Source organism: uncultured Tateyamaria sp., from assembly GCF_947488715.1.
Lineage (GTDB): Bacteria > Pseudomonadota > Alphaproteobacteria > Rhodobacterales > Rhodobacteraceae > Tateyamaria.
The window spans coordinates 1-21,898 of record NZ_CANLAG010000016.1; the positions used below are offsets into that span (position 1 = coordinate 1).

At 52.3% G+C, this 21,898-nt stretch carries 18 protein-coding genes and 2 pseudogenes; 7 read left to right on the top strand and 13 right to left on the bottom strand.

The features are described 5' to 3' along the window. Positions 1 to 225 precede the first annotated feature (225 nt). A complete protein-coding gene (locus Q0936_RS20120) occupies positions 226 to 2,115 on the bottom strand; it encodes a 2-isopropylmalate synthase (protein ID WP_299296488.1) in 1,890 nt (629 codons plus the stop codon). 1,008 nt (positions 2,116 to 3,123) lie between these two features. Continuing rightward, positions 3,124 to 4,253, bottom strand: a protein-coding gene (locus Q0936_RS20125; protein WP_299296486.1) for an IS3 family transposase whose coding sequence is annotated in 2 segments (ribosomal slippage) — positions 3,124 to 4,004 and positions 4,004 to 4,253 — 1,131 coding nt in all. Because the reading frame shifts where the segments join, the coding sequence is not laid out codon by codon here. A gap of 557 nt (positions 4,254 to 4,810) precedes the next feature. Here Q0936_RS20125 and Q0936_RS20130 point away from each other — a divergent pair. Beyond that, positions 4,811 to 5,056 (top strand): hypothetical protein, encoded by a 246-nt coding sequence (locus Q0936_RS20130; RefSeq protein WP_299146622.1) that lies wholly within the window; start codon positions 4,811 to 4,813, stop codon positions 5,054 to 5,056. Positions 5,057 to 5,529: 473 nt separating this feature from the next. Here Q0936_RS20130 and Q0936_RS20135 read toward each other — a convergent pair whose 3' ends face one another. The 3 genes from Q0936_RS20135 to Q0936_RS20145 are packed head-to-tail and all read right to left on the bottom strand — an operon-like array spanning position 5,530 to position 7,567. Further along, positions 5,530 to 5,715 carry a DUF6525 family protein gene (locus tag Q0936_RS20135; protein WP_299146638.1) on the bottom strand — a complete coding sequence of 62 codons (186 nt, stop codon included), beginning with the start codon at positions 5,713 to 5,715 and terminating at the stop codon, positions 5,530 to 5,532. A gap of 8 nt (positions 5,716 to 5,723) precedes the next feature. Next, entirely contained in the window at positions 5,724 to 6,359 is a 636-nt protein-coding gene (locus tag Q0936_RS20140; RefSeq protein ID WP_299146623.1) for a DUF1826 domain-containing protein, read from the bottom strand. Continuing rightward, positions 6,356 to 7,567 (bottom strand): GTP-binding protein, encoded by a 1,212-nt coding sequence (locus Q0936_RS20145; RefSeq protein ID WP_299146624.1) that lies wholly within the window; start codon positions 7,565 to 7,567, stop codon positions 6,356 to 6,358. Before Q0936_RS20145 ends, Q0936_RS20140 begins: the two co-directional genes overlap by 4 nt. Positions 7,568 to 7,671: 104 nt before the next feature. On the opposite strand from Q0936_RS20145, the gene Q0936_RS20150 reads away from it, so the two are divergent. Continuing rightward, positions 7,672 to 8,112, top strand: coding sequence for an Rrf2 family transcriptional regulator (locus Q0936_RS20150; RefSeq protein ID WP_299146625.1), 441 nt, complete (start codon positions 7,672 to 7,674; stop codon positions 8,110 to 8,112). A 745-nt stretch (positions 8,113 to 8,857) separates the two neighbouring features. Here the strand turns inward: Q0936_RS20150 and Q0936_RS20155 are convergent. Both Q0936_RS20155 and Q0936_RS20160 read right to left on the bottom strand, forming a co-directional pair. Beyond that, positions 8,858 to 9,582: pseudogene (locus tag Q0936_RS20155) on the bottom strand (IS5 family transposase). A gap of 413 nt (positions 9,583 to 9,995) precedes the next feature. Continuing rightward, the gene (locus tag Q0936_RS20160; protein ID WP_299146626.1) at positions 9,996 to 10,940 is read right to left on the bottom strand and encodes a LysR family transcriptional regulator; all 945 of its coding nucleotides are present in this window, start codon (positions 10,938 to 10,940) and stop codon (positions 9,996 to 9,998) included. A 52-nt stretch (positions 10,941 to 10,992) separates the two neighbouring features. On the opposite strand from Q0936_RS20160, the gene Q0936_RS20165 reads away from it, so the two are divergent. After that, complete coding sequence (locus Q0936_RS20165; protein WP_299146627.1) at positions 10,993 to 11,223, top strand: hypothetical protein; 231 nt, start codon at positions 10,993 to 10,995, stop codon at positions 11,221 to 11,223. 44 nt (positions 11,224 to 11,267) lie between these two features. Beyond that, entirely contained in the window at positions 11,268 to 12,992 is a 1,725-nt protein-coding gene (locus Q0936_RS20170) for an ATP-binding protein (protein WP_299146628.1), read from the top strand. Between the two features lie 229 nt (positions 12,993 to 13,221). Here the strand turns inward: Q0936_RS20170 and Q0936_RS20175 are convergent, their stop codons facing one another. The 3 genes from Q0936_RS20175 to Q0936_RS20185 form a co-directional block, all read right to left on the bottom strand. Then, the gene (locus Q0936_RS20175; RefSeq protein ID WP_299146629.1) at positions 13,222 to 13,566 is read right to left on the bottom strand and encodes a pentapeptide repeat-containing protein; all 345 of its coding nucleotides are present in this window, start codon (positions 13,564 to 13,566) and stop codon (positions 13,222 to 13,224) included. Between the two features lie 48 nt (positions 13,567 to 13,614). Then, positions 13,615 to 14,865 (bottom strand): 5-aminolevulinate synthase, encoded by a 1,251-nt coding sequence (gene hemA, locus Q0936_RS20180; protein WP_299146630.1) that lies wholly within the window; start codon positions 14,863 to 14,865, stop codon positions 13,615 to 13,617. A gap of 133 nt (positions 14,866 to 14,998) precedes the next feature. Beyond that, the gene (locus tag Q0936_RS20185; RefSeq protein ID WP_299146631.1) at positions 14,999 to 15,490 is read right to left on the bottom strand and encodes a cytochrome P460 family protein; all 492 of its coding nucleotides are present in this window, start codon (positions 15,488 to 15,490) and stop codon (positions 14,999 to 15,001) included. 280 nt (positions 15,491 to 15,770) lie between these two features. On the opposite strand from Q0936_RS20185, the gene Q0936_RS20190 reads away from it, so the two are divergent. The 3 genes from Q0936_RS20190 to Q0936_RS20200 all read left to right on the top strand — a co-directional run bounded on the left by Q0936_RS20190 (position 15,771) and on the right by Q0936_RS20200 (position 18,622). Then, complete coding sequence (locus tag Q0936_RS20190) at positions 15,771 to 16,694, top strand: AraC family transcriptional regulator (protein WP_299146632.1); 924 nt, start codon at positions 15,771 to 15,773, stop codon at positions 16,692 to 16,694. A gap of 409 nt (positions 16,695 to 17,103) precedes the next feature. Next, positions 17,104 to 18,180, top strand: a complete 1,077-nt coding sequence (rsgA, locus tag Q0936_RS20195; RefSeq protein ID WP_299146633.1) for a ribosome small subunit-dependent GTPase A — start codon at positions 17,104 to 17,106, stop codon at positions 18,178 to 18,180. Positions 18,181 to 18,184: 4 nt separating this feature from the next. Then, the gene (locus Q0936_RS20200) at positions 18,185 to 18,622 is read left to right on the top strand and encodes a GNAT family N-acetyltransferase (RefSeq protein ID WP_299146634.1); all 438 of its coding nucleotides are present in this window, start codon (positions 18,185 to 18,187) and stop codon (positions 18,620 to 18,622) included. A gap of 677 nt (positions 18,623 to 19,299) precedes the next feature. On the opposite strand, the gene Q0936_RS20205 is transcribed toward Q0936_RS20200, so the two are convergent. The 3 genes and pseudogenes from Q0936_RS20205 to Q0936_RS20215 all read right to left on the bottom strand — a co-directional run. Then, on the bottom strand, positions 19,300 to 19,620 hold the full coding sequence (locus Q0936_RS20205; protein WP_299146635.1) for a hypothetical protein: 321 nt from the start codon (positions 19,618 to 19,620) through the stop codon (positions 19,300 to 19,302). Between the two features lie 236 nt (positions 19,621 to 19,856). Further along, positions 19,857 to 20,195, bottom strand: a complete 339-nt coding sequence (locus Q0936_RS20210) for a DUF1330 domain-containing protein (RefSeq protein ID WP_299146636.1) — start codon at positions 20,193 to 20,195, stop codon at positions 19,857 to 19,859. 526 nt (positions 20,196 to 20,721) lie between these two features. After that, positions 20,722 to 21,051 (bottom strand): annotated as a pseudogene (locus Q0936_RS20215) (integrase core domain-containing protein); the annotation flags it as partial. Positions 21,052 to 21,898: the final 847 nt, after the last annotated feature.

Below are 21,898 nucleotides of genomic sequence, written 5' to 3' on the forward strand. Positions count from 1 at the left end.
CATCACTGCGCCCACAGGATAAATCCGCCCGGTGAAAGCAGAAGCCCGCTCAGACACCGATTTGTGCAACAGAACCAACAGAGCAGCGAAACACGTCTTTCAGCCCCTTTCGTGGAAGAATAGTGTTTTGCTGCCGTAGAAAGCGGTAATCTGAATCGGGGGCAAGACCACATCCAAATTGTCTAATGCACTTTGAGCGGCATCGGTGAACTTTGTTGAGCTGACTTACTCCTGAACTCGGGCTCCGTCTTCCCAAATACCTTCTACTACCTCTCCGCTTGCGTAGGTCATTCGGCATTGACCGCTTCTCTTACCGTCGAGAAATTGCCCTTCATAGATATCGCCATTGGAATAGTTTGCAGTGCCAAACCCGGAAATTTCACCGGCAATCCAGTTGCCCGAGAATTTAAACCCATTCGACATTTCGATAGTACCATCGCCGTGACGTTGTCCGTTGAGAAACTGGCCAGTGTATATCGTTCCATCGGGATAGACTGCTTTTCCAGCCCCTTCGCGTTTTCCTTCTACCCAGCGCCCTTCATAACGATATCCATCGACATACTTCGCCGCACCAAATCCATGCTGCAGAGCACGACGAAACTCTCCCGTATAGACAAGCCCGTTTGCCCAACGCGCGGTGCCCTTTCCATCTATCTGACCATCCACCCAGTTTCCTTCATAGGACGATCCATCTGCATAGATAATTGTACCTATTCCACTCGGTGCATTGTTCGCGATACTGCCGGTGTAGCTCCCACTATCTGCATATTGGATGCTGCCTTCACCGTTCATTTCGCCATCAACCCAGGTACCTACATAGGTAGATCCGTCAGTCGCTGTAAACGTGCCGTGGCCATGACGCTTGCCGTTCAGGAAATGCCCATCGTATGAGTCCCCGTTGGCGTAGGTTATCCGTCCTTTGCCGTTACGTTCTCCGTCGCGAAAAGTACCTTTATAGAAGTCACCATTTGCTTGAACCAGAACACCTTCGCCACTGATCTGACCGTCAGACCAATTTCCGTCATAGATTAACCCATCGCTCATCCACAAAGTACCCTGGCCGCTTCTTTGATTATCTGAGACTTCGCCGTAATAGAGTGCGTTCTCGGGGTAATTGATCTTTGCAACGCCTTGTAATTTGCCGTTTTGCCACTCTCCTTGAGAAACATACCCATTAGGTGCCGTGAGCTTCCCCCAACCATCTTGTTGGGCATTCGCAAACTCACCCATGTATACAGATCCATTGGAGTATTCCGCCCTGCCTGTGCCCCGAATTTCGCCTTTGTCCCATTGGCCAGAATACGTTCCTCCATCGGCGAAGCGTATCTTCCCTGTACCTTGAGGTTTCCCCTTCTCGAAGTAACCCTGATAGACAGAACCATTCGGGAACGTAGCTTGGCCAAGCCCAGTAATTTCACCGCCGGACCATTCGCCTGAATAGCTGTATCCATTTGGCAGAGAATAAGTCCCAAATCCCTCTTGTAGCCCGCTGAGGAATGTTCCTTGGTAGGCTCCACCATCGTCATAGGTCTTGGTCAGCATAGCGCCGTAAACGGCCTCGGCTCTTTGTTGGAGCAATGCAAGGTTAACATCCGGAACAGGTTCAATTTGGGGGGGAGGATTTTCGGGTAGATCTTCCCGCTTGTCTTTCAGATCCGCCAAAATGAGTTGTGTGGATGTTGGTAACGCACCAGCATCTTCGGCGAGATCGACGTTGCTCTCAGTCAAGTTGGGCGGTCGCTCATTGGTCGTCAAGACCGAAGTAGAGCGATCCTGGGGCGGTTCCGCGAGTTCCGCCTGATTTTGGAATGTCTTCGATGCTTCCGCAATTGCCTTGGTGGATGCGAGTTCGACATCTTTCAGACGGTTCATCTCTTGGTAGAGTTCTGAGACTTGCTTTTCTAACTCAACGACACGCGGATCGTCTTGTCTAAAAACCCGCCCCCACAAGTACTCTCCCAACGACGTTACGCCAATCAAGACAAACATGCCGGACACTGCAACGAAGAAGGAACCTTTGCCTTTCCATTCCTTGGCTAAGTCTCGTCCAAAGATGAGAAAACAAAGATACGCTAGAAACGCAAGAATTTCAGGGATGAAAGGTTTGAGCGACATTGCCAATAAAATACATGGAATTGAAAGACTGCAAAGCACCTTTCTATGCCAGCCTTGTTCAATCGTCAGGCTTTGGGTGGGGCGGCAGAGGAACTAAGCTTGAGCTCGAATCTATGACGGGTTGTTCGCTCACTTTCACACCTATGGGCTGTTAACACCATTTGAATTGCATCTCGCAGGCCGCCTGTAAAACCAGTCGCCCTACAAAACTGTCGGATGTCAGATATGACCCTAAAGCGCGGAATGCTGCAGTGCGCACCAATGTCGCATACCTAGTTTTGCTGCTATTTCTTAACGACCCAATTCCCGCTAAAACTACGAGATCCGCTTCCAATCGGAACCAAAAAACGGCAACGGCCAAGAGGAACATGACCGCCATGATCTGGCCCCAAAGCCTACGTTATTCTTTTGAGGGTGTAATCCAGTTCAGCACCATACTCAAAGCGTTCACCGAGAGAGCAATCCATGCCGCCCAAGACGGCCAACCCGGCCAGCCACCGTCGGCAGATAGCACTGCTAGCGCCATACCAACCAAGACGAAAAGGAAGCAGCCACAACCAACCGACCTGATGTTGGAAGTGAGCCTTCGGTCTGACCGCCTTGTGTGAGCCTGCCCCACGGAGCACCGAAGATCATAGCAATCTGAAAACAAATCACTCCCAGGACAATCACGCAATAAGCAAGTGGCAAGCTCATTTGGCCCTCTCCAAACACGCGCAAAATCAAATAGTAAATTAGAGACCTGAGGGAAATTGAGCAATTCGTCGCGGCTACGAAAGTGCGCCCAGCACAGACCAGAGAACCTTGCACATGAGCGGCTGCACCGCCCTGCGATCCAACTTTCACTGAGGGTCGTCACTAGGCAACCAAGCAAATCCGCCAGACATCGACGCCGAGCTCGCGGGCACAGTGTTAAGAACACATTGACACACCTTACCGTGAGCATTAAAGTGGTCCCACCTTTTCGGACAGCTTTGCAGCTTTGCTAAGGTGTATCGTGTTTAGGTTTCATGCTGCTTTCTGTTCTTCCAAGCCGGACCAATATGCGTCCTCAGGCGTTTGCCGATCAAGCGCGGAATGGGGTCGCTCTTTGTTGTAGAATGCGATCCATTTTTTGATGACGCGTCGTGCTTGGAATCCATCACCGATCTCCTCGAGATAGATCGCCTCCTGCTTCAGGCTGCGCCACAGCCGTTCGATGAAGATGTTGTCGAGGTATCGGCCGCGGCCGTCCATTGAGATGCGTACACCCGCTGCAGTCAACGTCGTGATCCAGGCCGATCCCGTGAACTGGCTGCCTTGGTCTGTGTTCATGATCTCCGGTGGGCCGTGTTTGGCGATGGCCTCGTTCAGCGCTTCGACGCAGAAGTCCGCGTGCATCGTGTTCGACAGCCGCCAGCTCAAAACCTTGCGCGTGGCCCAATCCATGATCGCGACCAGATACAAGAACCCGTTCTTGACCGGCACGAAGGTGATGTCGGCACACCAAACCTGGTTTGGCCGATCGATCTGCATCTTCCTCAGCAGATACGGGAAGACTGGGTGCTGGGGATGTGGCTGGCTGGTTCTGGGGCGCTTATAGATCGCTTCCAGACCCATCTTCGCCATCAATCGCCTGACGCGATGACGCCCGACAACTGTCCCTTCTCTTCGCAGATAGGCGGTGATCTGACGACTGCCAAAAAACGGATATTTGGTGAACACGCGGTCGATCTTCATCATCATGGCCAGCGTGTCCGCGCCGATGCCGACCGGTGTGTAGTAGAACGCCGACCGCGATAGCCGCACGAGCTTGCATTGCTGGCTGATGCTCAGCTCTGGGTGATCCCGTTTGATCATCGCGCGTTTCTTGGCCGGGCTCACCTTTTGAGCCCTTCCGACAAAAAATCGTTCTCGACCGCCAGCCTCCCGATTTTGGCGTGCAATTCTTTGACCTCCGCCTCTGTCGGACCCTCGGGCTTGCCCCCGTGTGAGAACACATCCGCCATGCCTTCGACAGCCTGACGTTTCCACGTACTGACCTGGTTCGGGTGTACTTGGTGCTTCGCTGCGATCTCTTGGATCGTCCTGTCGCCTCTTAGCGCTTCCAGCGCCACCTTGGCCTTAAACTGGTCTGTAAACTTCCGGCGCTTCGCCATTTCCGTATCCCTTCAAAGGTCTGGGATACACCTTAGCGGACTGTCCAGTTTTCTGGGACCACTTCACATCGCAACGGGCACGCGTCAAAGATCCAAGGTTACCTTAAGGTGAATTCCGATACACCGGTACAACCCTTAGCATATGTAGTGCGCTGGCAGATACTCGCCTACAACATGATCCGGACTGGCGGTAATTGGCTAACTCTAGGTTGAACATTTTTTCGGTTAATTTCCTGTTAACCTTTAGCAGTCACACGGGATCCAGTGTTAGGGGAAATTAACGATGTACGACCACTCGGATTTTGAATGCAACGTCCTTACAGCCGCCGAAAACGCGCGTTGCCACGGATTCACTGGCACCTATCTTGCACTTCTCCAAGTGCTCAAAGCTCTGCGAGACGACCCCAACTACCCACACGCAAAACTGCCAAGCGACACGACGGGCTTGAATGGAGAAAGCGCCCACTAAGTTATCCACAAACTCGACCCCTGTTTAGAATCTGTTAACCTTTGCGGTCCAATGATCACTCTAACAGAGCTTATGGGCAGGTTTATCAATGCAGAACTTCGATTGGATTGTAGCTGTTTGTGATGACCTTCATGCTTACGCTGTACGAAACGACCTTCCCGCGGTTGCTGATGCTGTAAAGAATGCAATGAATGTCGCGATTTGGGAAATCGCGTCTCTTGACGCAGGACAAGAAAACGAGACTGATTTCGCAATCAGTAGTTTGCAAACTGCTGCCGAACCTAGTGCAACCGAAGCGACGGTAATCAAGTTCCCATCGTCACGTATCGGATAACACTTACGGTGCATGCGAACCAAAACCGACGCCCGACGAGGTTCAAAACGTTGCGTCTCTTTGCAATTCTGTTTGCAGGACTACTGTTATTCGTGATTCAAAGAACAACTGCATTCCGGTTCATTGTCGAGTGAGCTCACCTATCGCTTTGACAGTCTACTTCGCCCGGCCCCGCTCGAGCAGCAGCCGATCCAGCTTTCCCTCGATGCTCTGGCACTGGTCGTCGACGCGGCGTGCAGCTAACGCCTGGAGAGAGCCCAAATCGCATGAGTTTTGCACCTTGAACAAATGGAACAGAATGGCCCAGAGCATACGTTGGAGGCGGTGATGGCATTCCCAAACCGAGGTTCTCCCTGCGACGGCCCAAGAGGGCAGCCTTACGATTTCACTCGGCTTCGGCTCGACATCTGATTGATTTTGAAAGAGGTGGCGTGCCGGTCTCGAGCTAGGGTTCGGAGTTCCGCCTGATTTAGCTACAGCAATGTTTCTTCAGACGTCAGACCTTTCACCTTGGATATTGACCAAATCTGGCGAACGGAAGATGGTGACCAAAGCAATGCCGCCTCGGACAGCCATTGGCGAAGCGGATCAGGCGGTCCCTTGTATGCCAGCATGGGATCGCCGTTACGCAGCTTCCGATGCAAACTGAATTGTCCCAGGTTGCGGCTTACTCTTCGACATCCGGATCGAAGACCGGATCGAGCACTAAAACGAGCCGGGTTTCGCCGGTGCCCTCAATTGGCGGAGACCGATGAAGCAGGCCGGACTTAGGTTCGGCGGGCCACAGTGTGCCGCGCAGTAGTATCGGCGCTCCTGTCGGTACTGTGAACACCCGTTTGGGGTCGTCGCCGTCCATCGAAATCCCGTATTGCGTTCCAGTGCCAAGGTAAGTGCAAACCAATCGGGCTGTGATGGCATCAATGTGGAACTTCCGGCAAGCGTTCGTCGTGACAGCTTGAAGTCGGAGCCTTAGGTATTTCGCCTGCATCAGGCCGGAAAACGTCTTGGCAAGGTAGTCAATATCGTTTTCAAACCAATCCCGCTCGGCCCCTTCCTCCAACCCGGACATATCGCACAACTGCTGGATTGCATCCGGCACTGTGTTCACAGGAAGAACAACACGACCATTTGGCAGGGACTCCGGATCCAAATTATTCAGCCATTGCCGAAAATTGGGAGCCGTCTGCCGTCTCCAAATCGCCGCCGCGCAACCAGGCTGCAAGAAAGTCGTCAGAGATGCTGGATCATCGGCGATAGCGACACCAATGGCCGCGTTCTTTACGGCTTTCTGCCCAAAGCTCACGCAACGTCCTCCACACGACGCCAGCCTGGGAAGGGATCGGGATAGACGGGAAGATTGCTAGGCCCAAGTGCTGCGATGGCTGGGACCTGACAAGCATCCAGGCGGCTGTTCAAAGAAGGCCAATCGATACCGGCCCCTATGAATACAATTTCTTGACGTCGGTCGCCCCAGGGTTCTTGCCAATGTGCCTGCATATAGGCCCGTGCACTGTCATGCGTCGGGCGGCGGTCTTCTGGTACGGAGGCCCACCACGTGCCCAGAGGTTTTATGCTGCTGAGCGCCCCGGCAAGGGAGAACTCGGCTACCCAGTCCGGCCGCGTAGATATCCAGAAGTGACCTTTGGCTCGAATAACTCCGGGTAGGTCGCCATTCAGCACCTCTAGGATGCGCTCAGGAATGAACGGAAGCCGAGCGCGGTAAACATACGACGTGACACCATATTCTTCGGTCTCGGGCACATGGTCTGCGAAGCCGTAAAGCTCTTTTGCCCACATCGGGTGCTCATGAGCCTGTTCGAAATCGAAAAGGCCAGTATCCAGGATTTTGTCTGCCGCCACCGAGGAGTGGTTCGTCTCAATAATCTCTGCGTCCGCATTCAGACTGCGAATGATCTTTCTGGCCGCATCTGTCTTTTCTGATCCGGCATCGTCCACCTTGTTCAAGATGACGATATCCGCAAATTCGATTTGATCCGTCAGCAGATGCACCAATGTGCGTTCGTCTTCCTCACCCATTGTTTCGCCGCGATCCCGGAGGAAATCGTAGGAGGAATAGTCGTACAGCAAATTTACGGCATCAACAACGGTCACCATTGTATCGAGGCGGGCCACGTCTGCGAGACTGTCGCCGAATTCGTCTCGGAAATCAAAGGTTGCTGCGACTGGGAGTGGCTCTGAGATGCCCGTGGACTCGATCAAAAGATAGTCGAATCGACCCTCAGCAGCGAGCCGTCTAACTTCGTCGAGCAAATTGTCACGCAATGTGCAACAGATACACCCGTTCGACATCTCGACCAGCGTTTCGTCGGTCCGGCTCAGTTGTGTATCGGCCCGAACCAAGTCTGCATCGATGTTCACTTCTGACATGTCATTCACGATTACCGCGACCCTACGTCCTTCGCGGTTGTTGAGTACCCGATTCAGAAGCGTCGTCTTCCCCGCTCCAAGAAAGCCGGAAAGAACCGTGACAGGCAGTCGATTGTCTTGCATGGGTGATCTCCAAGAGGCGCGCTGAGAGTCACGCAACTTGCGCAGTTACTAGACAAATACAACTGAAATTGTTACGTATGTCACTCACCTGGAGAAACTCGTTCATGAAGCGCAACAGCCGCCTCTCCTTGGCACTTCACACCCTTAGCCACATGGCAGGGGACCCTGATCGCGTGAGAACATCGGCGGACATCGCGGATCACGCCAGGACCAACCCTGTTGTAGTACGCCGCGTTCTCGGAAAACTGAGGGAAGCGGGATTGCTCACGTCGGAGAAGGGTCACGCAGGGGGGTGGAAACTTTCGGTACCTGCAGACGACATTTCGTTGGCGGATGTTTATCTCGCCCTCGACGAACGGCTTGTATCTGGGGCCAGTCAGGACGACGAGCCGTCCGACTGCAGCGTCGAAACCGGCCTTCAAGCACGTGTTGCAGTAGTGCTCGACGAAATCGAAGAAAACCTTGTCGAGCGCCTAAGGGAAACTTCCATAACCGACGTTCACCCGAAAACGTGCAGTTACTGCGAAAGCCAAGCAACGCAGTAGCGTTGCATTCGCTGCCGTCGCAATTTGCACGAAGCGGACATTGAAGCCTAAATACCAAATGGCGGCTTTGTCCCGCCAGGCAGGCGTCCGACCGCGCTTAGCTAACGTACGCTCTGGGCTGGTCGCTTGTCACAATAACTGGCTATCTTATGGTCTGTACACAACTCAAGTAGTAGAGTCTGGGTAGCAAGGATGACTCTAGCAACACGCAATGGATCCATGGTCATTTCAGTGAGATCATCATCTATCGCGCTCTCCATCAAAAGAATGGATTTCTGCGCGACCAAAGCGTACTCAAACAAATCCCATTCGTCTAGTTCTGCAAGCTGAAGGATCCACAGGGCGGCGCATTCCTTGGAGAGCCTAACGGGAAGGACACCAGCCGTCAGGGCATATTCAAGAACGTCGTAGATGGTTGAGTAGCTCAGCGATGTAACTGGACGATGTTCACAATGGAGCGATCTCTGCAGAAACTTCCTGTGCCACAGGTGTTCTACTTGCTTTGGAGCGATCTCAAGAAAAGCGGCTATTTCGTCTCGACTAAGAGGAATATGCATTTTGGCCCACGATGATTCCGATGATTCGGTACAAACCTACTCGACATCTTCTTTACATTTTATGTAAAATCACGCAGCAGTGGACGACGCTCTGGTTTATCTTCAATGCATCGAGAGCTAAGAGTTCGGAAGCGTATGTGCAAAATGAGCGTTGGATCAACTCTGGATTTTCGACTTAGGGTCAGGATTCATAACCAGTAAATGACGAGAGCCGCGAGGGCTATGGCTGAGAGGAACACCTTCGGGCATCTGTCATAACGGGTCGCGACACGCCGCCAGTCCTTGAGTCTGCCGAACATGATCTCGATGCGGTTGCGGCGCTTGTATCTACGTTTGTCGTATTTGACCGGCGTCTTGCGTTTCTTCCGGCCTGGGATGCACGCGCGTATCCCCTTGTCCTGTAACGCTTCTCTGAACCAGTCAGCATCATAGCCGCGATCCCCGAGCAGCCATTTCACGTTTGGCAGGCCGCTCGGCAGGGCCCGTGCGCCGATGTAATCGCTGACCTGTCCGGCGGTAACGAACAGGTCGATTGGTCGCCCCTGACTGTCGCAGATAGCATGCAGCTTGGTGTTCATACCGCCTTTGGTTCGACCGATCAGGCGGCCACGCCCCCCTTTTTGGCGGCCATGCTGGTCGCTGTTCGGTGGGCCTTCAAGTATGTCGCGTCGATCATCACGGTCGTCTTCTCACCGTGTTCTGCCGCCAGCCCGGCCATCATCCGCGCGAAGATGCCTTTCTCGCTTCAGCGCTTCCAGCGGCTGTAGAGCGTTTTGTGCGGGCCGTATTCCACCGGTGCGTCGCGCCAACGTAACCCATTGCGATTGATAAAGATAATCCCACTTAGCACGCGCCGGTCATCGACGCGGGGTTTACCGTGGGACTTTGGGAAGAAGGGCTCAAGACGCGCCATCTACGCATCGCTCAGCCAAAAGAGATCGCTCATGTTACCGCTCCGTTTTCGTAGCCGTGAATCACGCAGCGCGGCGGAATTCAATGCATCCTGACCCTAGCGGAACAGGATCCGGAACGCATGCTGTCGTTGAGCGAAAAAGAGTTCCAGTCGGCCATGACTGATGCTGGTTGCAACGTTAAGGAACTAATTCACGAGTTCCAAGCTTCGGTCGCAGAGCTGCTGTCCAAGCTTCACCGGGGCGAAAGCAAATAGCGAAGGTCGGCTTTGGGCTGGGTGCGACTTTGGAGCCAGATGCAGCGCCAGTCCTTACTGAGCCCTCTCCGACGTGAGGTGCAGTCCGGGCCTAAGAGCTGCATGCTTTGGGCTTCGAGGGTTTTCGGACCAGACGCATAGTCATTGACAATCAGTCTTCACAGATGCGGTGACATCGTCACAGCTTCAGAAAAGGTCTGTCGGAACCATATGTGCCGAGCAGAGCCCTCATATCGTCGATGCCAAACCATGTCGTACGTCACAGGTGGTAGAGGAAACGGCGCAGAGCAGTACTCGAAGCCGCGAAAGGCGTCACTGGCTATCCCCCTAGGAAGGGTTGCTATAACGTCTGTGCCTATTGCGAGCCTCGCCAGCGCATAAGAGTTGGACGCGGCAAAGTGTATTTTTCTTGATAGACCAGAACCCTCCAACGCTCTGTCGACGATACTTTTGTTCTCTCCGCCGAAGTCCAATACGGCATGTCGCGACGCACAATAATCAATGGAACTTGATGGCGCTTGTCGGCAGCGTCCGTCGTAAAAGCAAACTATCGGGTCTTGGTATAATCGCGTGACCGAGAGTTCCAAAGGATACGTACCAACAGATGCTGTCACCGCAAGGTCAGCCAAATCTTTGTCCAAGACTTCAAGCGCCCGCCTTCGGTCTCCAAGTTCGACAAACTTGAGCTTTGCATTGCTTGAACTATCCTCAACTCGCTTCTTCAAAGCAGAAAGAGCGGGCAGCAACTCTGTCACATTTGTAGCAATCGTAAAGAAACCGTCGTCTACAGCCGGAACGTACTCACTGTGTAGCTCCAACCCTTCCATGTCGCTGACAATCTGAGCTGCTTTTGGAGCAATTAGTGCTGCTGCGTTTGTAGGCGTGATGCCCCGACCCAGTTTGCGAAATAGCGGGTCATCCAAGCAGTCTCGCAACCTGTTCAGACTATGACTGACCGAGGATTGGCTCACGCCAAGCATCTCGGATGCGCGCGTGACCGACTTGGTTTCATAAACTGCAAGAAACGTCTTAAGCAGCCGCCCATCAAGAGCCAAAACATCAACTTTCTTCATGGATTTTTCAACTCTGCGCCATTGATTCACCGCCAACTCCTAAGCTTTTCTCACAGATGCGTGATTTCAGGAAGGCAATTGCATGAACACTACCGATAGTAGAAACACTTCACCAAAGCCGTTGCTGGCAGTGATCGAAGGAACGGGGCATCAACTAAATCGTGTGCCAACGGCGTATCATGAAATGTGCTGGTCAATAGACGTTCTTTGCGACTTGAAGCTTGCTGCTGAAAGGCAAGGGTTTGAAGACGTGGCCATGGAGATTGAGGTTGCATATCAGAGGCTAAAATTCTTGTTGACCCGGAACACCTGATGGTGAGGACGTGCTCAAAACTATAGGGCCCGGAGCGAGGCAAGATGAAACAGGCTGACTTCTCGCCGCAAATCCGTCTTCTTCGAAGGTTAGAACCGCCCACCGACCCAGAGTTTATTCTCCAAGTCTGTTTGATTTTGGGTGTTTGTACTTGCAGCTATTTTTTGGCTGGGTGGTGGGTGTGTGCTGCGTGGGGTGCTTGCTACGTCGCAATGCAATTCTGCGAAAAAGCGGTTGTACGGCTGGTCCCTAGCTCGCCTACGAGGCTTCAATACACATTGGTGCTTTACGTCCTGTTCGTTGAAGCCTCGGTTTACTGCGCGATGCCAGTGTATCTTTGGTTCTTGGGTCCTGATGTCGCAAAGTTTGCAGCACTGGCACTCGTCACAGCCTCAAGCATGCACTCCATGCTCAATCGGGCAGCTTTCCCAAGCATTCTGATGTGCTTCCTAGTACCCGACGCCGCCGTTTTTGTTGCCATCTCGATGCATTCTATTTTCATGGAGGGGGTGACCGCCGAGGCAACTCTCTTCGCTATATGTGGGGTGGCTATTTCTGCGTTTTTTGTTGTCATGCTTTCGCAGTCGTACAGAAAAGAAGCGCAGTCGCTGGAGACGCTTGAAAAGTTACAGCAATCACAAAAGTTGGACGTTATGGGCAAACTGACAGGCGGGATAGCCCACGACTTCAACAATCTTTTGAGCGTGATTTCAGGCAACCTGCAACTGGTGCCGGGTGCATCAAGCAGAAGGGAAGCTGATAGCCTTGCAGCTGAAGCACTACATGCAGCAGAGCGTTGTTCCGACCTCACGTCGAAGCTTTTGTCTTTCGGTCAAAAAGCGCCTCTACTACCGATAGCCGTTTCTCCAGGCAGTGCGTTTGAGGAGCTCCAAAGCTATGCGAGAAGACTGTTTCCACCCCGTATCGTCCTACAATTTGCAGTGGAATCAGAGGTTGGCAATGTGATGGTCGATTCGTCAGCGCTGCAGAGCGCCTTGCTGAACCTCGCGCTCAACTCCGCACAAGCCATCGCTGGCCAAGGACAAATCTCATTTTCAGCATCTAACGATGTGCTGAGTGGCAGAACATGTGTCCGCTTTACAGTTGCAGACAACGGCATCGGTATTCCTGACGCGAATAGAGATCAAATTTTTGACCCATTCTTTTCCACGAGTAGGGATGACGGCGGCTCCGGGCTCGGCCTTTCTATGGTCAAAGGTTTTGCCGAACAATCACAGGGCACCGTCGAAGTCGACAGCGAACGTGGCTTTGGAACGGTTGTTAGCATTGTTTTGCCGTCGACTGATCAGATCCCGCAAGGGGATCAAAACCCAGCGGCTAACAGCCTGAACAAAATTCGGAGACCGCAACTATACTCGGTAATGTTGATTGATGATAACAGGCAGTTGCTTCGCGCTATGGCAACTATGCTTGAGCGGGAAGGTTACAGCGTATCAACATTTGAGAGCGGGTCAGATGCGCTCGAAGCCATGGCCCAAAAAGGCTTGCCCGACCTAGTTCTGACCGACGCAGTTATGCCCGGTTCAGTTCAAGGTTGGAACATTATTCAACACGTCAAAATGCATGCCCCGCAAGTGCCGACAATTCTCATATCTGGCTACGCAGCGTCTGGTGATGAAGACCATGAAAGAGTGATGTCTCAAACTGATGCGTTCTTGAGCAAGCCCATCAATCTCAAGCAACTTGCGCAAGTAGTGAAGGAACGGTTGGCTTCAACAAGCGATAGCGTCCAGGATTCTGCAGATTAATCCGCCCGACGCGCACAAATTCAATGTCTCCTTTGGGCTGGGAGCGGTCATATTTATGGTTGAGGCGGACGGTCGCTTTGTCCGCCCTGCGGTCACCCTACTGGCCAGATCCGATGTCCGCTGTGGGCTGGCATCGGTCGTCGGCGAAGTTTGCGGCTAAGGTCTGCATCGAGCCCATTGTTACCGATGCTGCGCCACGTTCGAACGTCTGCATTGCGTGTTCCGATCCCTAATGGAATGGGCCTTTTGTCAGAAACGCCCCACGCAGATCAGCACCTGAAAAATCAACGCTTTGAAGATCCGCGCCAAGAAGTTCCGCCTCTCGCAGGTCGGATTTTGAGAGGTTTACGCCACGCAGCTTGGCAGCCGAAAACTTTGCCCCCCGAAGATTGGCTCCTTGCAAGTCCACACCCGACAAGTCTTGGTGAGACAAGTCGCAGCCATGCCAGTCGATCCCCGCGCGCGGTTTTACATCGCAGCGATTAGTCGGTGCGTCCATCTGCGCAAAAGCAATCGAAGAGGTTGCGAGTAACACGAAGGACAGATTAGAGGTGGCTTTGAAGTCAAATGTCATAGTGTTTTTCCTTCGATCAAGCCGCAAATCTTCGTAAAAAAAACCAGCCTAGACATTTGTCGGCGTATTGGTCTTGGCCACAGGGGGACGAAATGAAGACAACGCACATTCTGACCAAATACTGCCGATCGCCGTCACAAGCATATCGATATCTTGCGCAGAGTGATATGGTCCGGGTGTGATGCGCAGGCGTTCAGTCCCTTCGGGAACGGTCGGATAATTGATGGGTTGAACATAGATTCCGTACTTCTCCAGCAACGTATCACATATGAGTTTGCACTTGTACGCGTCTCCCACGATCACCGGCACGATATGGCCTTCATTTCGCAGGTGCGGGATGCCCATATCTTCGAGGCGTTCGCGAAGAGCACGCACATTGGCGCGCTGTCCTTCCCGCTCGGAATTGCTGACTTTGAGGTGTTTGATCGATGCGCATGCCCCTGCTGCCAAAGCCGGGGGCAAAGCTGTCGAGAAGATAAACCCAGATGCAAAGGATCGTACAAAATCGACCACACTATGCGAGCTTGCGATGTACCCCCCCATCACACCAAAAGCTTTGCCCAACGTGCCCTGGATGATGTCGACACGATCCATAAGGCCGCATTGTTCTGCGATTCCAGCGCCGCGGGGGCCATAAAGGCCCACGGCATGAACCTCGTCGAGATATGAGATCGCACCGTGTTTATTGCAAACATCCAATATATCTTTCATCGGACAGATATCTCCGTCCATTGAGTATACAGATTCAAATGCCACAACTTTGGTCGTGCCGGAATCGGTTTGCGATAGAAGTTCGTCGAGATGCTCTACATCATTGTGGCGCCAGATTTTCTTGGCTGTTCTGGAATGGCGGATGCCTTCGATCATCGAAGCGTGGTTCATGCTGTCTGAGAATACGGTACAATTGGGTAAACGTGCGGCCAGCGTGCCGAGTGTAGACCAATTGGCGACATAGCCTGAGGTCAGCACCAGTGCTGCAGGTTTCTGATGCAGATCAGCAAGTTCGCGTTCCAGCAGAACGTGATGATGCGTGGTGCCTGAAATATTCCGCGTGCCACCTGCACCAGCACCGTATTGGGCAAGGGCCTGCGTCATTGCGGCGATGGTTTTGGGATGTTGCCCCATCCCAAGATAGTCATTTGAACACCAAACCTTGATCTGCTCGGAGCTCCCGTCATTCCTGTGTCGAGACGCATTCGGAAACGAACCTGCGTGTCGTTCCAGATCTGCAAACTCTCTGTAATTGCCTTCGCCTCGCAAAGTATCCAGCTGTTGCTCAGCAAACTGATCAAGGTCCATTGTGGTTATCTTCTTGGAGTAGAAACATAATAGCGGCACCAAACCGCAGGGCAGACGGCGCCGGAATTGACAACGAGTCAGGGGAAGATGACCCGGAGTTAGAGCGCCGGATCATCTTTTTAACTTGCTTGGCTTAGTTGGAGCCCAGGATTGTGTAAAAGCGCGTAAAGACCATGTCTTCGTCAGCGCTATCAATGTGACACTGTGCACATGCTTCGACGGGTGCTGCAGCTGCCGTCGCCGCATAAGGCGGAGCATGGTGACCAAAATTGAAGTAACCCCAATTTTCGCTCTCTGAGAACCGTGTTGAGTCCTTGACTGAGATATCAATGCCGTTGAAGGCTCCCGGGAAATAACCGCGCCCGGAAACTTCGGAGCGTGATCCGTCTTCTTCTTGGGCTTCCTGAGTAAGTTGCAGTTCTTTCAACAGAATTGTGCCTTCAGGAAACACCTTCGTTTCTTTGTAGATCGCATATGCGGATGGGTGGACATAGACATTGTGATATTCGGGGAATCCAGCCTCCCCACCGTTCAGCGCGTTGGGGGTCAAGGGCGATCCAAGATATACCCATTCACGATAACCTTCGGGCAGGATCAGTTCCCCACTGTCAGTCCATTTTGGCATCCAATCGCTCGTATCCTGAGCGAGCGCGGGCGTAGACGTCTGGTCAACTGCTAAGATTACGGCTCCGAGTCCCAGCGCCAGAGTAAGGCTTGATACTAATTTCATATTTTCCCTTTCGGAGTTATTGCAGCAGCCGCAGGAGAGCTGTCTCCGGCGAGCGTCTCCAACTCTACCCAATGCGTTGCCATATAATATGGCGCAGCGTTCTTGTTTTCTTGCAGATCGTACAGACAGGGCGTTCGCCGGTTGGCTGGGATTAATTTTTGCGTATGGTCCAAGCATGTCTGAAGTAACTTCGAAACTACTCGACCTTATACGAGTCAAAGGCGCGGCCTACATCGGCAAGAACCTTGATACAGCGTGGAACATGGTTGTTGAAGAACATCGAAATCTGGCGAGGTTCCATCTGGTTTTGTCCGGCTCAACCTGGGTTGAGTTATCGGGGACAGAAAAGCGCGAACGCGTTGACGCTGGTGAGTTTGTCATCATCCCAAATGGCAGGAAGCACATTATCAAAGAAGGACCGAACACACAGAATGGAACGCTGCACAACATTCCCGATACTGAAATCGGTCCGGTATTTGAACATTTGAATAAAGAACAGCACCAAACCAGCATATTGTGCGGGTATTTCAAGATGAGTAGTACCGCGCCACCAGCTTTGATTTCGCAACTTCCGTCTATGTTGATAGAACGAAGATATGCGGGAGAAACGAAAAACGAGATCGGATTGATTGTGCGCCTTATCGAGTCCGAGCTGTCCAAACAGACTGCACCGCACAAAGCTGTTCTAAACAGGCTTACTGAAATCTTGTGCATTTACGCAATCCATCACTGGATAGCACATGAGATTTTGCCTGATGGCCGCCTGAATACCTTATCTGATCCACGACTTCACGATGTTCTCAACGAGATTCATGAGAACCCGACCGCCGCTTGGACGGTCGAAAGTCTCGCAAAACTAGGCGGTTTTTCGAGAACGGCCTTCTCGGTCTATTTCAAATCCGCCATTGGGATGACCCCTATGAACTACGTCGTGACCTGGCGGATACAAGTTGCCCGGCAACTTCTCGAGGATGGCGATTTATCACTTGATGAGATAGCACAGAAAACTGGGTACACGGACGTGAATGCTTTCAATCGTGCATTCAAGCGAGTCACAGGATCATCGCCCGGCATATTCAGGCGAGTATCGCGAAAATAGGTTGGAATGTTGCACACTACCAGACGTTGAGTAGCACATAGCTAAAGACGGGTTTGTCCGCGGCCTGTCCTACGACCTTATCAAGCCAACGTCCGCTTGGAGCTTCCATCGGTCAACCGACCAAAACCGTCAGATTTCAGCAGAGAGCGCAAAGTGCCGGATGCTGCGCTTTGCACGAATGGTAGAAATGGCTGTCAGACTTGCAATGTTATCCGACCGGCGCTAATTACACCTTACCGCAATGGAGATTTTATGTCCTGATAATGTGGGGAGGCAGAGCGTCCTCCCGGTGCAAAACTAACCAGCAAATCACGCGCGTAAGTCAAACGTGCGAACGGTATTTTGCAACCAAAAATCCACATTATTCACCTTGGTCCAATCCGAGGTCAGAACATGAAAGTTCACAACAATGACACGGGACTACTCCCAATTCTTATCGCCATTTGGCGAAAGAAAACCGGTTGCGCGCAAACGATCCAAGCTGGAAGAGCTTGGCTGGCAGCCGTTTTTTGCACAACAGACAAGCATAGATGACTTAGCGAATACCCCGCCTGTTCGGGTGGCTGAAGTTCACCGCAATGGATTGCACGTCCTTGGGGATGGGGTGGACACACTCATTCCGCCGGGGCCGGACGCGACCGTTGGCGATTGGCTTTTGTACAACCGCGATCATCCAGCAGAAAGTCAGGTGCTACATCGCAAAAGCCTGTTCAAGCGGCGCGCGCCAGGAACGGATCGTCGATTACAGTTTATTGCCGCAAACGTAGATACTGTCTTCATCGTCACGTCCTGCAATCAGGATTTCAACGTGGCGCGGCTGGAACGTTATGTTGCACTTGCCTTTGAGGCCGAAGTCACGCCGGTTATTCTCCTGACAAAGGCTGATACCTGTGTTGACACGTCTCCCTATTTGGAAGCAGCCTCCGCGATCTCTCACCGCGTGATCGCACTCGCGTTGAATGCGCTTGGGGCGGAGCCTCAATCGAAACTGGCGGATTGGTGCAAGCCAGGCCAAACCATTGCGTTTCTGGGATCGTCGGGGGTTGGTAAGTCGACGTTGGTCAACGCTTTGATGGAAGATGAAGCCGTCGAAACCGGTGGCATTCGTGAGGACGACGCCAAGGGGCGACATACGACCGCGCGTCGGCAACTTCATTTCCTCTCAAACGATTGTGCAGTGCTTGACACGCCCGGAATGCGTGAATTGCAGCTGACGGATGCACAAGACGGAATCGCGGATGTTTTTGAAGACATCTCCGCGCTTGCCAGCCAATGCCAGTTCAGCGACTGCGCCCATGACACAGAACCCGGTTGCGCAATCAAAGGGGCGATCGAATGCGGTGAGATCAAACCTGATCGACTGGCCCGTTGGCATAAACTGGTCGCCGAAGAGCGGTTCAACTCGGCCTCACTAGCCGAGCGGAAATCTGATGATAGAGCCCTGCACAAAACCATTCGTGCAATCCAGAAAAAAAACCGAAAGTAAGACGATGATTAGAGAATACACAGAAAACGACACCGACGCACTGATCACTATTTGGGAAAAAGCAAACGCCCTCGCGCACCCATTCTTGGCCGCTGAATTCGTTGCCTTCGTCAAAGACGCGATGCGAAGCACTTACCTCCCCAATGCGGAAACATGGGTGCTGGAAGTGGACGGCCAGCCCATTGGCTTTATCGCAATGATAGGCAATGAAATTGGTGGCCTGTTCCTCGACCCTGAGTGTCATGGGCGTGGTCAAGGCCGCGCCATGGTGGATCACATTATGAATCTAAAGGGTCCATTGCAGGTTGAGGTCTTCAAAGACAACAAGGTCGGCCGTCCATTTTATGAGCGATACGGGTTTGAATACGTCGAAGAGTACCTGCACGAGCAATCAGGTGCGATTTCAGTGAAAATGTCCATGCCTGGTGCTGTGACCGCCTGATCAGCAATTTGGTGCCATGAACAGTTATCGACACCCCGAACATATCAGTTCGGGGTGTCGAAGTTCTGAACCAGACATTGGATCGGAAAGTTCAAATGGCTGCTAAGTCCGCCCTGCGGTCACTCTACTGGCCAGATCCGATGTCCGCTGTGGGCTGGCTATCGTCTACCGCGTGAGGCATCGTGCTCAACTCGGCGGCTATTGCTCAATCATTTTTTAAGCTATTTCTGTTACGCTTGATCCCGACAAAGAGGATGAAGCGTATGCCAAACGATTTTCGCATCCTGTTTTATGCTGTTTTTGCCAGTGCAGCAGTCATAGTCTTAGTCTTTTCATTTCCTTCGTTGACGACACGAGATGATGCAAGCCTCTCTGACCCCACCGGCGTAGGACTAGAAGCAGCCTTTAGCCAAGAACTATCGTTTTGCGCGAGCCAACCCGAGGACATTGACTGCCAGTGCTTCGCGAATTTATCCAGTAGAATTCTATCTGACAACGAACCGCGTGTGCCAGGGGCGCGCTATGCCGACAAACAAGATTTGGCGAGAGGGCAAGCGACCAATAGCTGCTAAATTCACCCGATCACGCTGAAAAAATGCTCTGCCCGCAGAACCACTTTCGCGTTAGTCATATCAACGTCCTCTGTGGGCTGTTCTGGTCGCGGGGGCTTCATGAACTCACGCGCCCGAGACAACAAAATACTTATCCTCAGTGTCCCACCAATAGGCCAGCAAGTCGCTACACGTCTTTCGTTCGAACATTTTCAAATCCAGAACTGCGAGATCGGCGGAAAGGGCAAGCAAGGTGCGATAGACTTCCAGCAGTTGTTGCTGTTCGGCGAGTGATCCCATCAACCACTCCTCCTCCAGGACGGCCACCATTGAAGAGAGGGCCAACGTCAGGTGTGGAACAGGTGCCAGCGGATTATCCTGGCATGCTCGGACAACAGCAGTTCTCGCAATGACGCGATCAGCCAAAACACTGTTGGCAAGGCTCATTTCCAGAGCATCCCAAGTTTCCAAATTCATAACAGTCTAACGAATAGTCCCAACAATTCTCTGCCGTAGGGTATCGTCAGTGTTCAATCAAACCGGAAATTGTAGATTCAATTCTCGGTTGTTGAACTGCGCCAAAAACCGCTTATTTCGAAAGCAAAATTAGTCGAGCACCTGCAGCTATCTAGAGCCCGATTTGGGCTGGGGCCACTGGTTAACTTCCGTCACATGAGATACGATCAGCTTTGGATCAAACCAAATGGTAACGTGACGTTTTCGCTCTCTAAGCCTTCCAGCATCAATATCTGATAGTGAGAAAACGCTTCCTCACGAATCTCTTTGAGTAAACCGTATTCGGCGCTGTCGAAGACTTGCGAAACGGCAAACCGACTTGGATACTCAACAATCGTTATAGTTTTTGCATCTGATGTGCCGACAATTGTTTCACTGATTTCTAACCGAGATATGATTCTGGCCTCAGCACGCTCAAGTAAAACAGAAGTCGTTCCCATATACGTACTGAGGGCATCTACAGCTTCTTCGTTCACTGAAGTCAGCGCAACTACGGTTACCGTCATGGTCTTTGAATCTCTACCTGCTAAGCCTTGTTTGTCGTCACACAAGCCGAAATGCACTCACCGCTCAACCCAAAAACGAGAAAAGGTTTCATTAATTCAGCGATCTGCGACCCTAGCGGGCGACGCCTCTACCTGCAGTGGTTCGGCGGTGTCTTTGCCCGCGCCGCGAACATCTATATGAGTGACACCAACGTCCGGTTTGGGCTGTCTCCGACGCACAGTGAAGCAGGTCTGATCATTGTGATCAGACCTGCTTATACAATTTGCTTTGGAGGTTTGATAAGTCTAGTGGGCGACTGCCTGCGCCATGAGTGACGCTAAGGCAAAACAAAGAACACAGAGTTAATCACCCTGACTTTTTCTGGTGTAACTATTTCGAAGGAGTCGGGATATCCTAAAGCCTTGATCGATGTCTCCTTGGGCTAGTTGAGGCCTCCTGCCACTGTTGGTCCAAGCGCCATTGTCCGAGATCACCGAAATTACTAGGCTTGTTACATGAAAAACAGGTCGAGTCGACCGGCCCCACCTAAGTTGTCCAGTTTGAATGTTGGTGCATGATTGGCCTGGGCTCCATCGGGACGACGGTTTCGGGGGCCGACGGGCGATAGCCCAGAGCACTGTGTGGTCGTTTGGTGTTGCAATGTTCCCTCCACTGTTCAATCAGGATTTGCGCTTCCCGTCGGCTGTAAAAGACCTCCCCATTCAGCAGTTCGTCTCGGAAGCGTGCATTGAAGCTTTCGCAGTAACCGTTTTCCCAGGGTGATCCCGGCTCGATGTAGGCGGTCGTTGCTCCGACCGCTGCAATCCGATCTCTAACGGCCTGAGCACTGAACTCCGGGCCATTGTCGGATCGGATGAGTTCCTTCAGTTGGTCGGTTCCCATACCGCCATATAGCTTACGTCAGCGATAAAAAGTCTGTTCCGTTACCTGCTCCTGCCTGATCGCATCGACCCGCAGCATCCCTTGGAGAGGCTCGCCGCGCCGCATTCCACCAAACGCAAGCTGCTCTTCTGGAGGTATTGCATGCATCGAGATATAATGATGAACGGATGCTCTCCAGTATTTCAACAACCCTCGCAACTATATCCTTGCGTTCATCGTCACATCCGGACGACAGATCATCGCCCCGCAATTTTACCAACGTTTAACCAATTCATCCTTTGGTTGATGTGTGAACGAACCAAGGATTCGGAAATGTATGAACACGACTGGATTATTGAGGTATGTGAGGATCTGAGGGCGTACGCTAGAAAGCACAACTTGGCTCATCTCGAAGCTAAGTTGAACACTGCCCTGACTGCAGCCCAACATGAAGCATTGTTGGCCCGCGTGGATGCCCAGCATCAAGCATCAAAGGAATGCGCTATGTACGGTGCGCGCATTGGATTGTGGACTCATAAAGGTACGGAGATTCTGCTCCAGCTCTGATCCAGGCGATTCAGGTGTCGAATCCGTTCCTGTTTCTTTCTGTTGCTAGGTTTATGGTCAAGGCCTGCTGAGCGGAGCCCTTACGAATTCAAACGAGGCAGGTCTAGTGCTGTGGTTGAGGTTGAGGTTGAGGTTGAGGTTGCATGCCCCTCAATGCTGCAGCCGGAACACAATTTGCAACTTTTTGGTAACCAACCGGTTCTGTTGCACAAATCGGTGTCTGAGCGGGCTTCTGCTTTCACCGGGCGGATTTATCCTGTGGGCGCAGTGATGG

Coding starts and splice junctions, on each gene's coding strand:
- Q0936_RS20185 (WP_299146631.1), bottom strand. CDS start 15,490: ATGCCAAAATGGACTGACAGTGGGGAACTGATCCTGCCCGAAGGTTAT.
- Q0936_RS20170 (WP_299146628.1), top strand. CDS start 11,268: ATGAAACAGGCTGACTTCTCGCCGCAAATCCGTCTTCTTCGAAGGTTA.
- Q0936_RS20190 (WP_299146632.1), top strand. CDS start 15,771: ATGTCTGAAGTAACTTCGAAACTACTCGACCTTATACGAGTCAAAGGC.
- Q0936_RS20145 (WP_299146624.1), bottom strand. CDS start 7,567: ATGCAAGACAATCGACTGCCTGTCACGGTTCTTTCCGGCTTTCTTGGA.
- Q0936_RS20130 (WP_299146622.1), top strand. CDS start 4,811: ATGCAGAACTTCGATTGGATTGTAGCTGTTTGTGATGACCTTCATGCT.
- Q0936_RS20200 (WP_299146634.1), top strand. CDS start 18,185: ATGATTAGAGAATACACAGAAAACGACACCGACGCACTGATCACTATT.
- Q0936_RS20175 (WP_299146629.1), bottom strand. CDS start 13,566: ATGACATTTGACTTCAAAGCCACCTCTAATCTGTCCTTCGTGTTACTC.
- Q0936_RS20165 (WP_299146627.1), top strand. CDS start 10,993: ATGAACACTACCGATAGTAGAAACACTTCACCAAAGCCGTTGCTGGCA.
- Q0936_RS20120 (WP_299296488.1), bottom strand. CDS start 2,115: ATGTCGCTCAAACCTTTCATCCCTGAAATTCTTGCGTTTCTAGCGTAT.
- Q0936_RS20205 (WP_299146635.1), bottom strand. CDS start 19,620: ATGAGCCTTGCCAACAGTGTTTTGGCTGATCGCGTCATTGCGAGAACT.
- Q0936_RS20150 (WP_299146625.1), top strand. CDS start 7,672: ATGAAGCGCAACAGCCGCCTCTCCTTGGCACTTCACACCCTTAGCCAC.
- rsgA (WP_299146633.1), top strand. CDS start 17,104: ATGACACGGGACTACTCCCAATTCTTATCGCCATTTGGCGAAAGAAAA.
- hemA (WP_299146630.1), bottom strand. CDS start 14,865: ATGGACCTTGATCAGTTTGCTGAGCAACAGCTGGATACTTTGCGAGGC.
- Q0936_RS20210 (WP_299146636.1), bottom strand. CDS start 20,195: ATGACGGTAACCGTAGTTGCGCTGACTTCAGTGAACGAAGAAGCTGTA.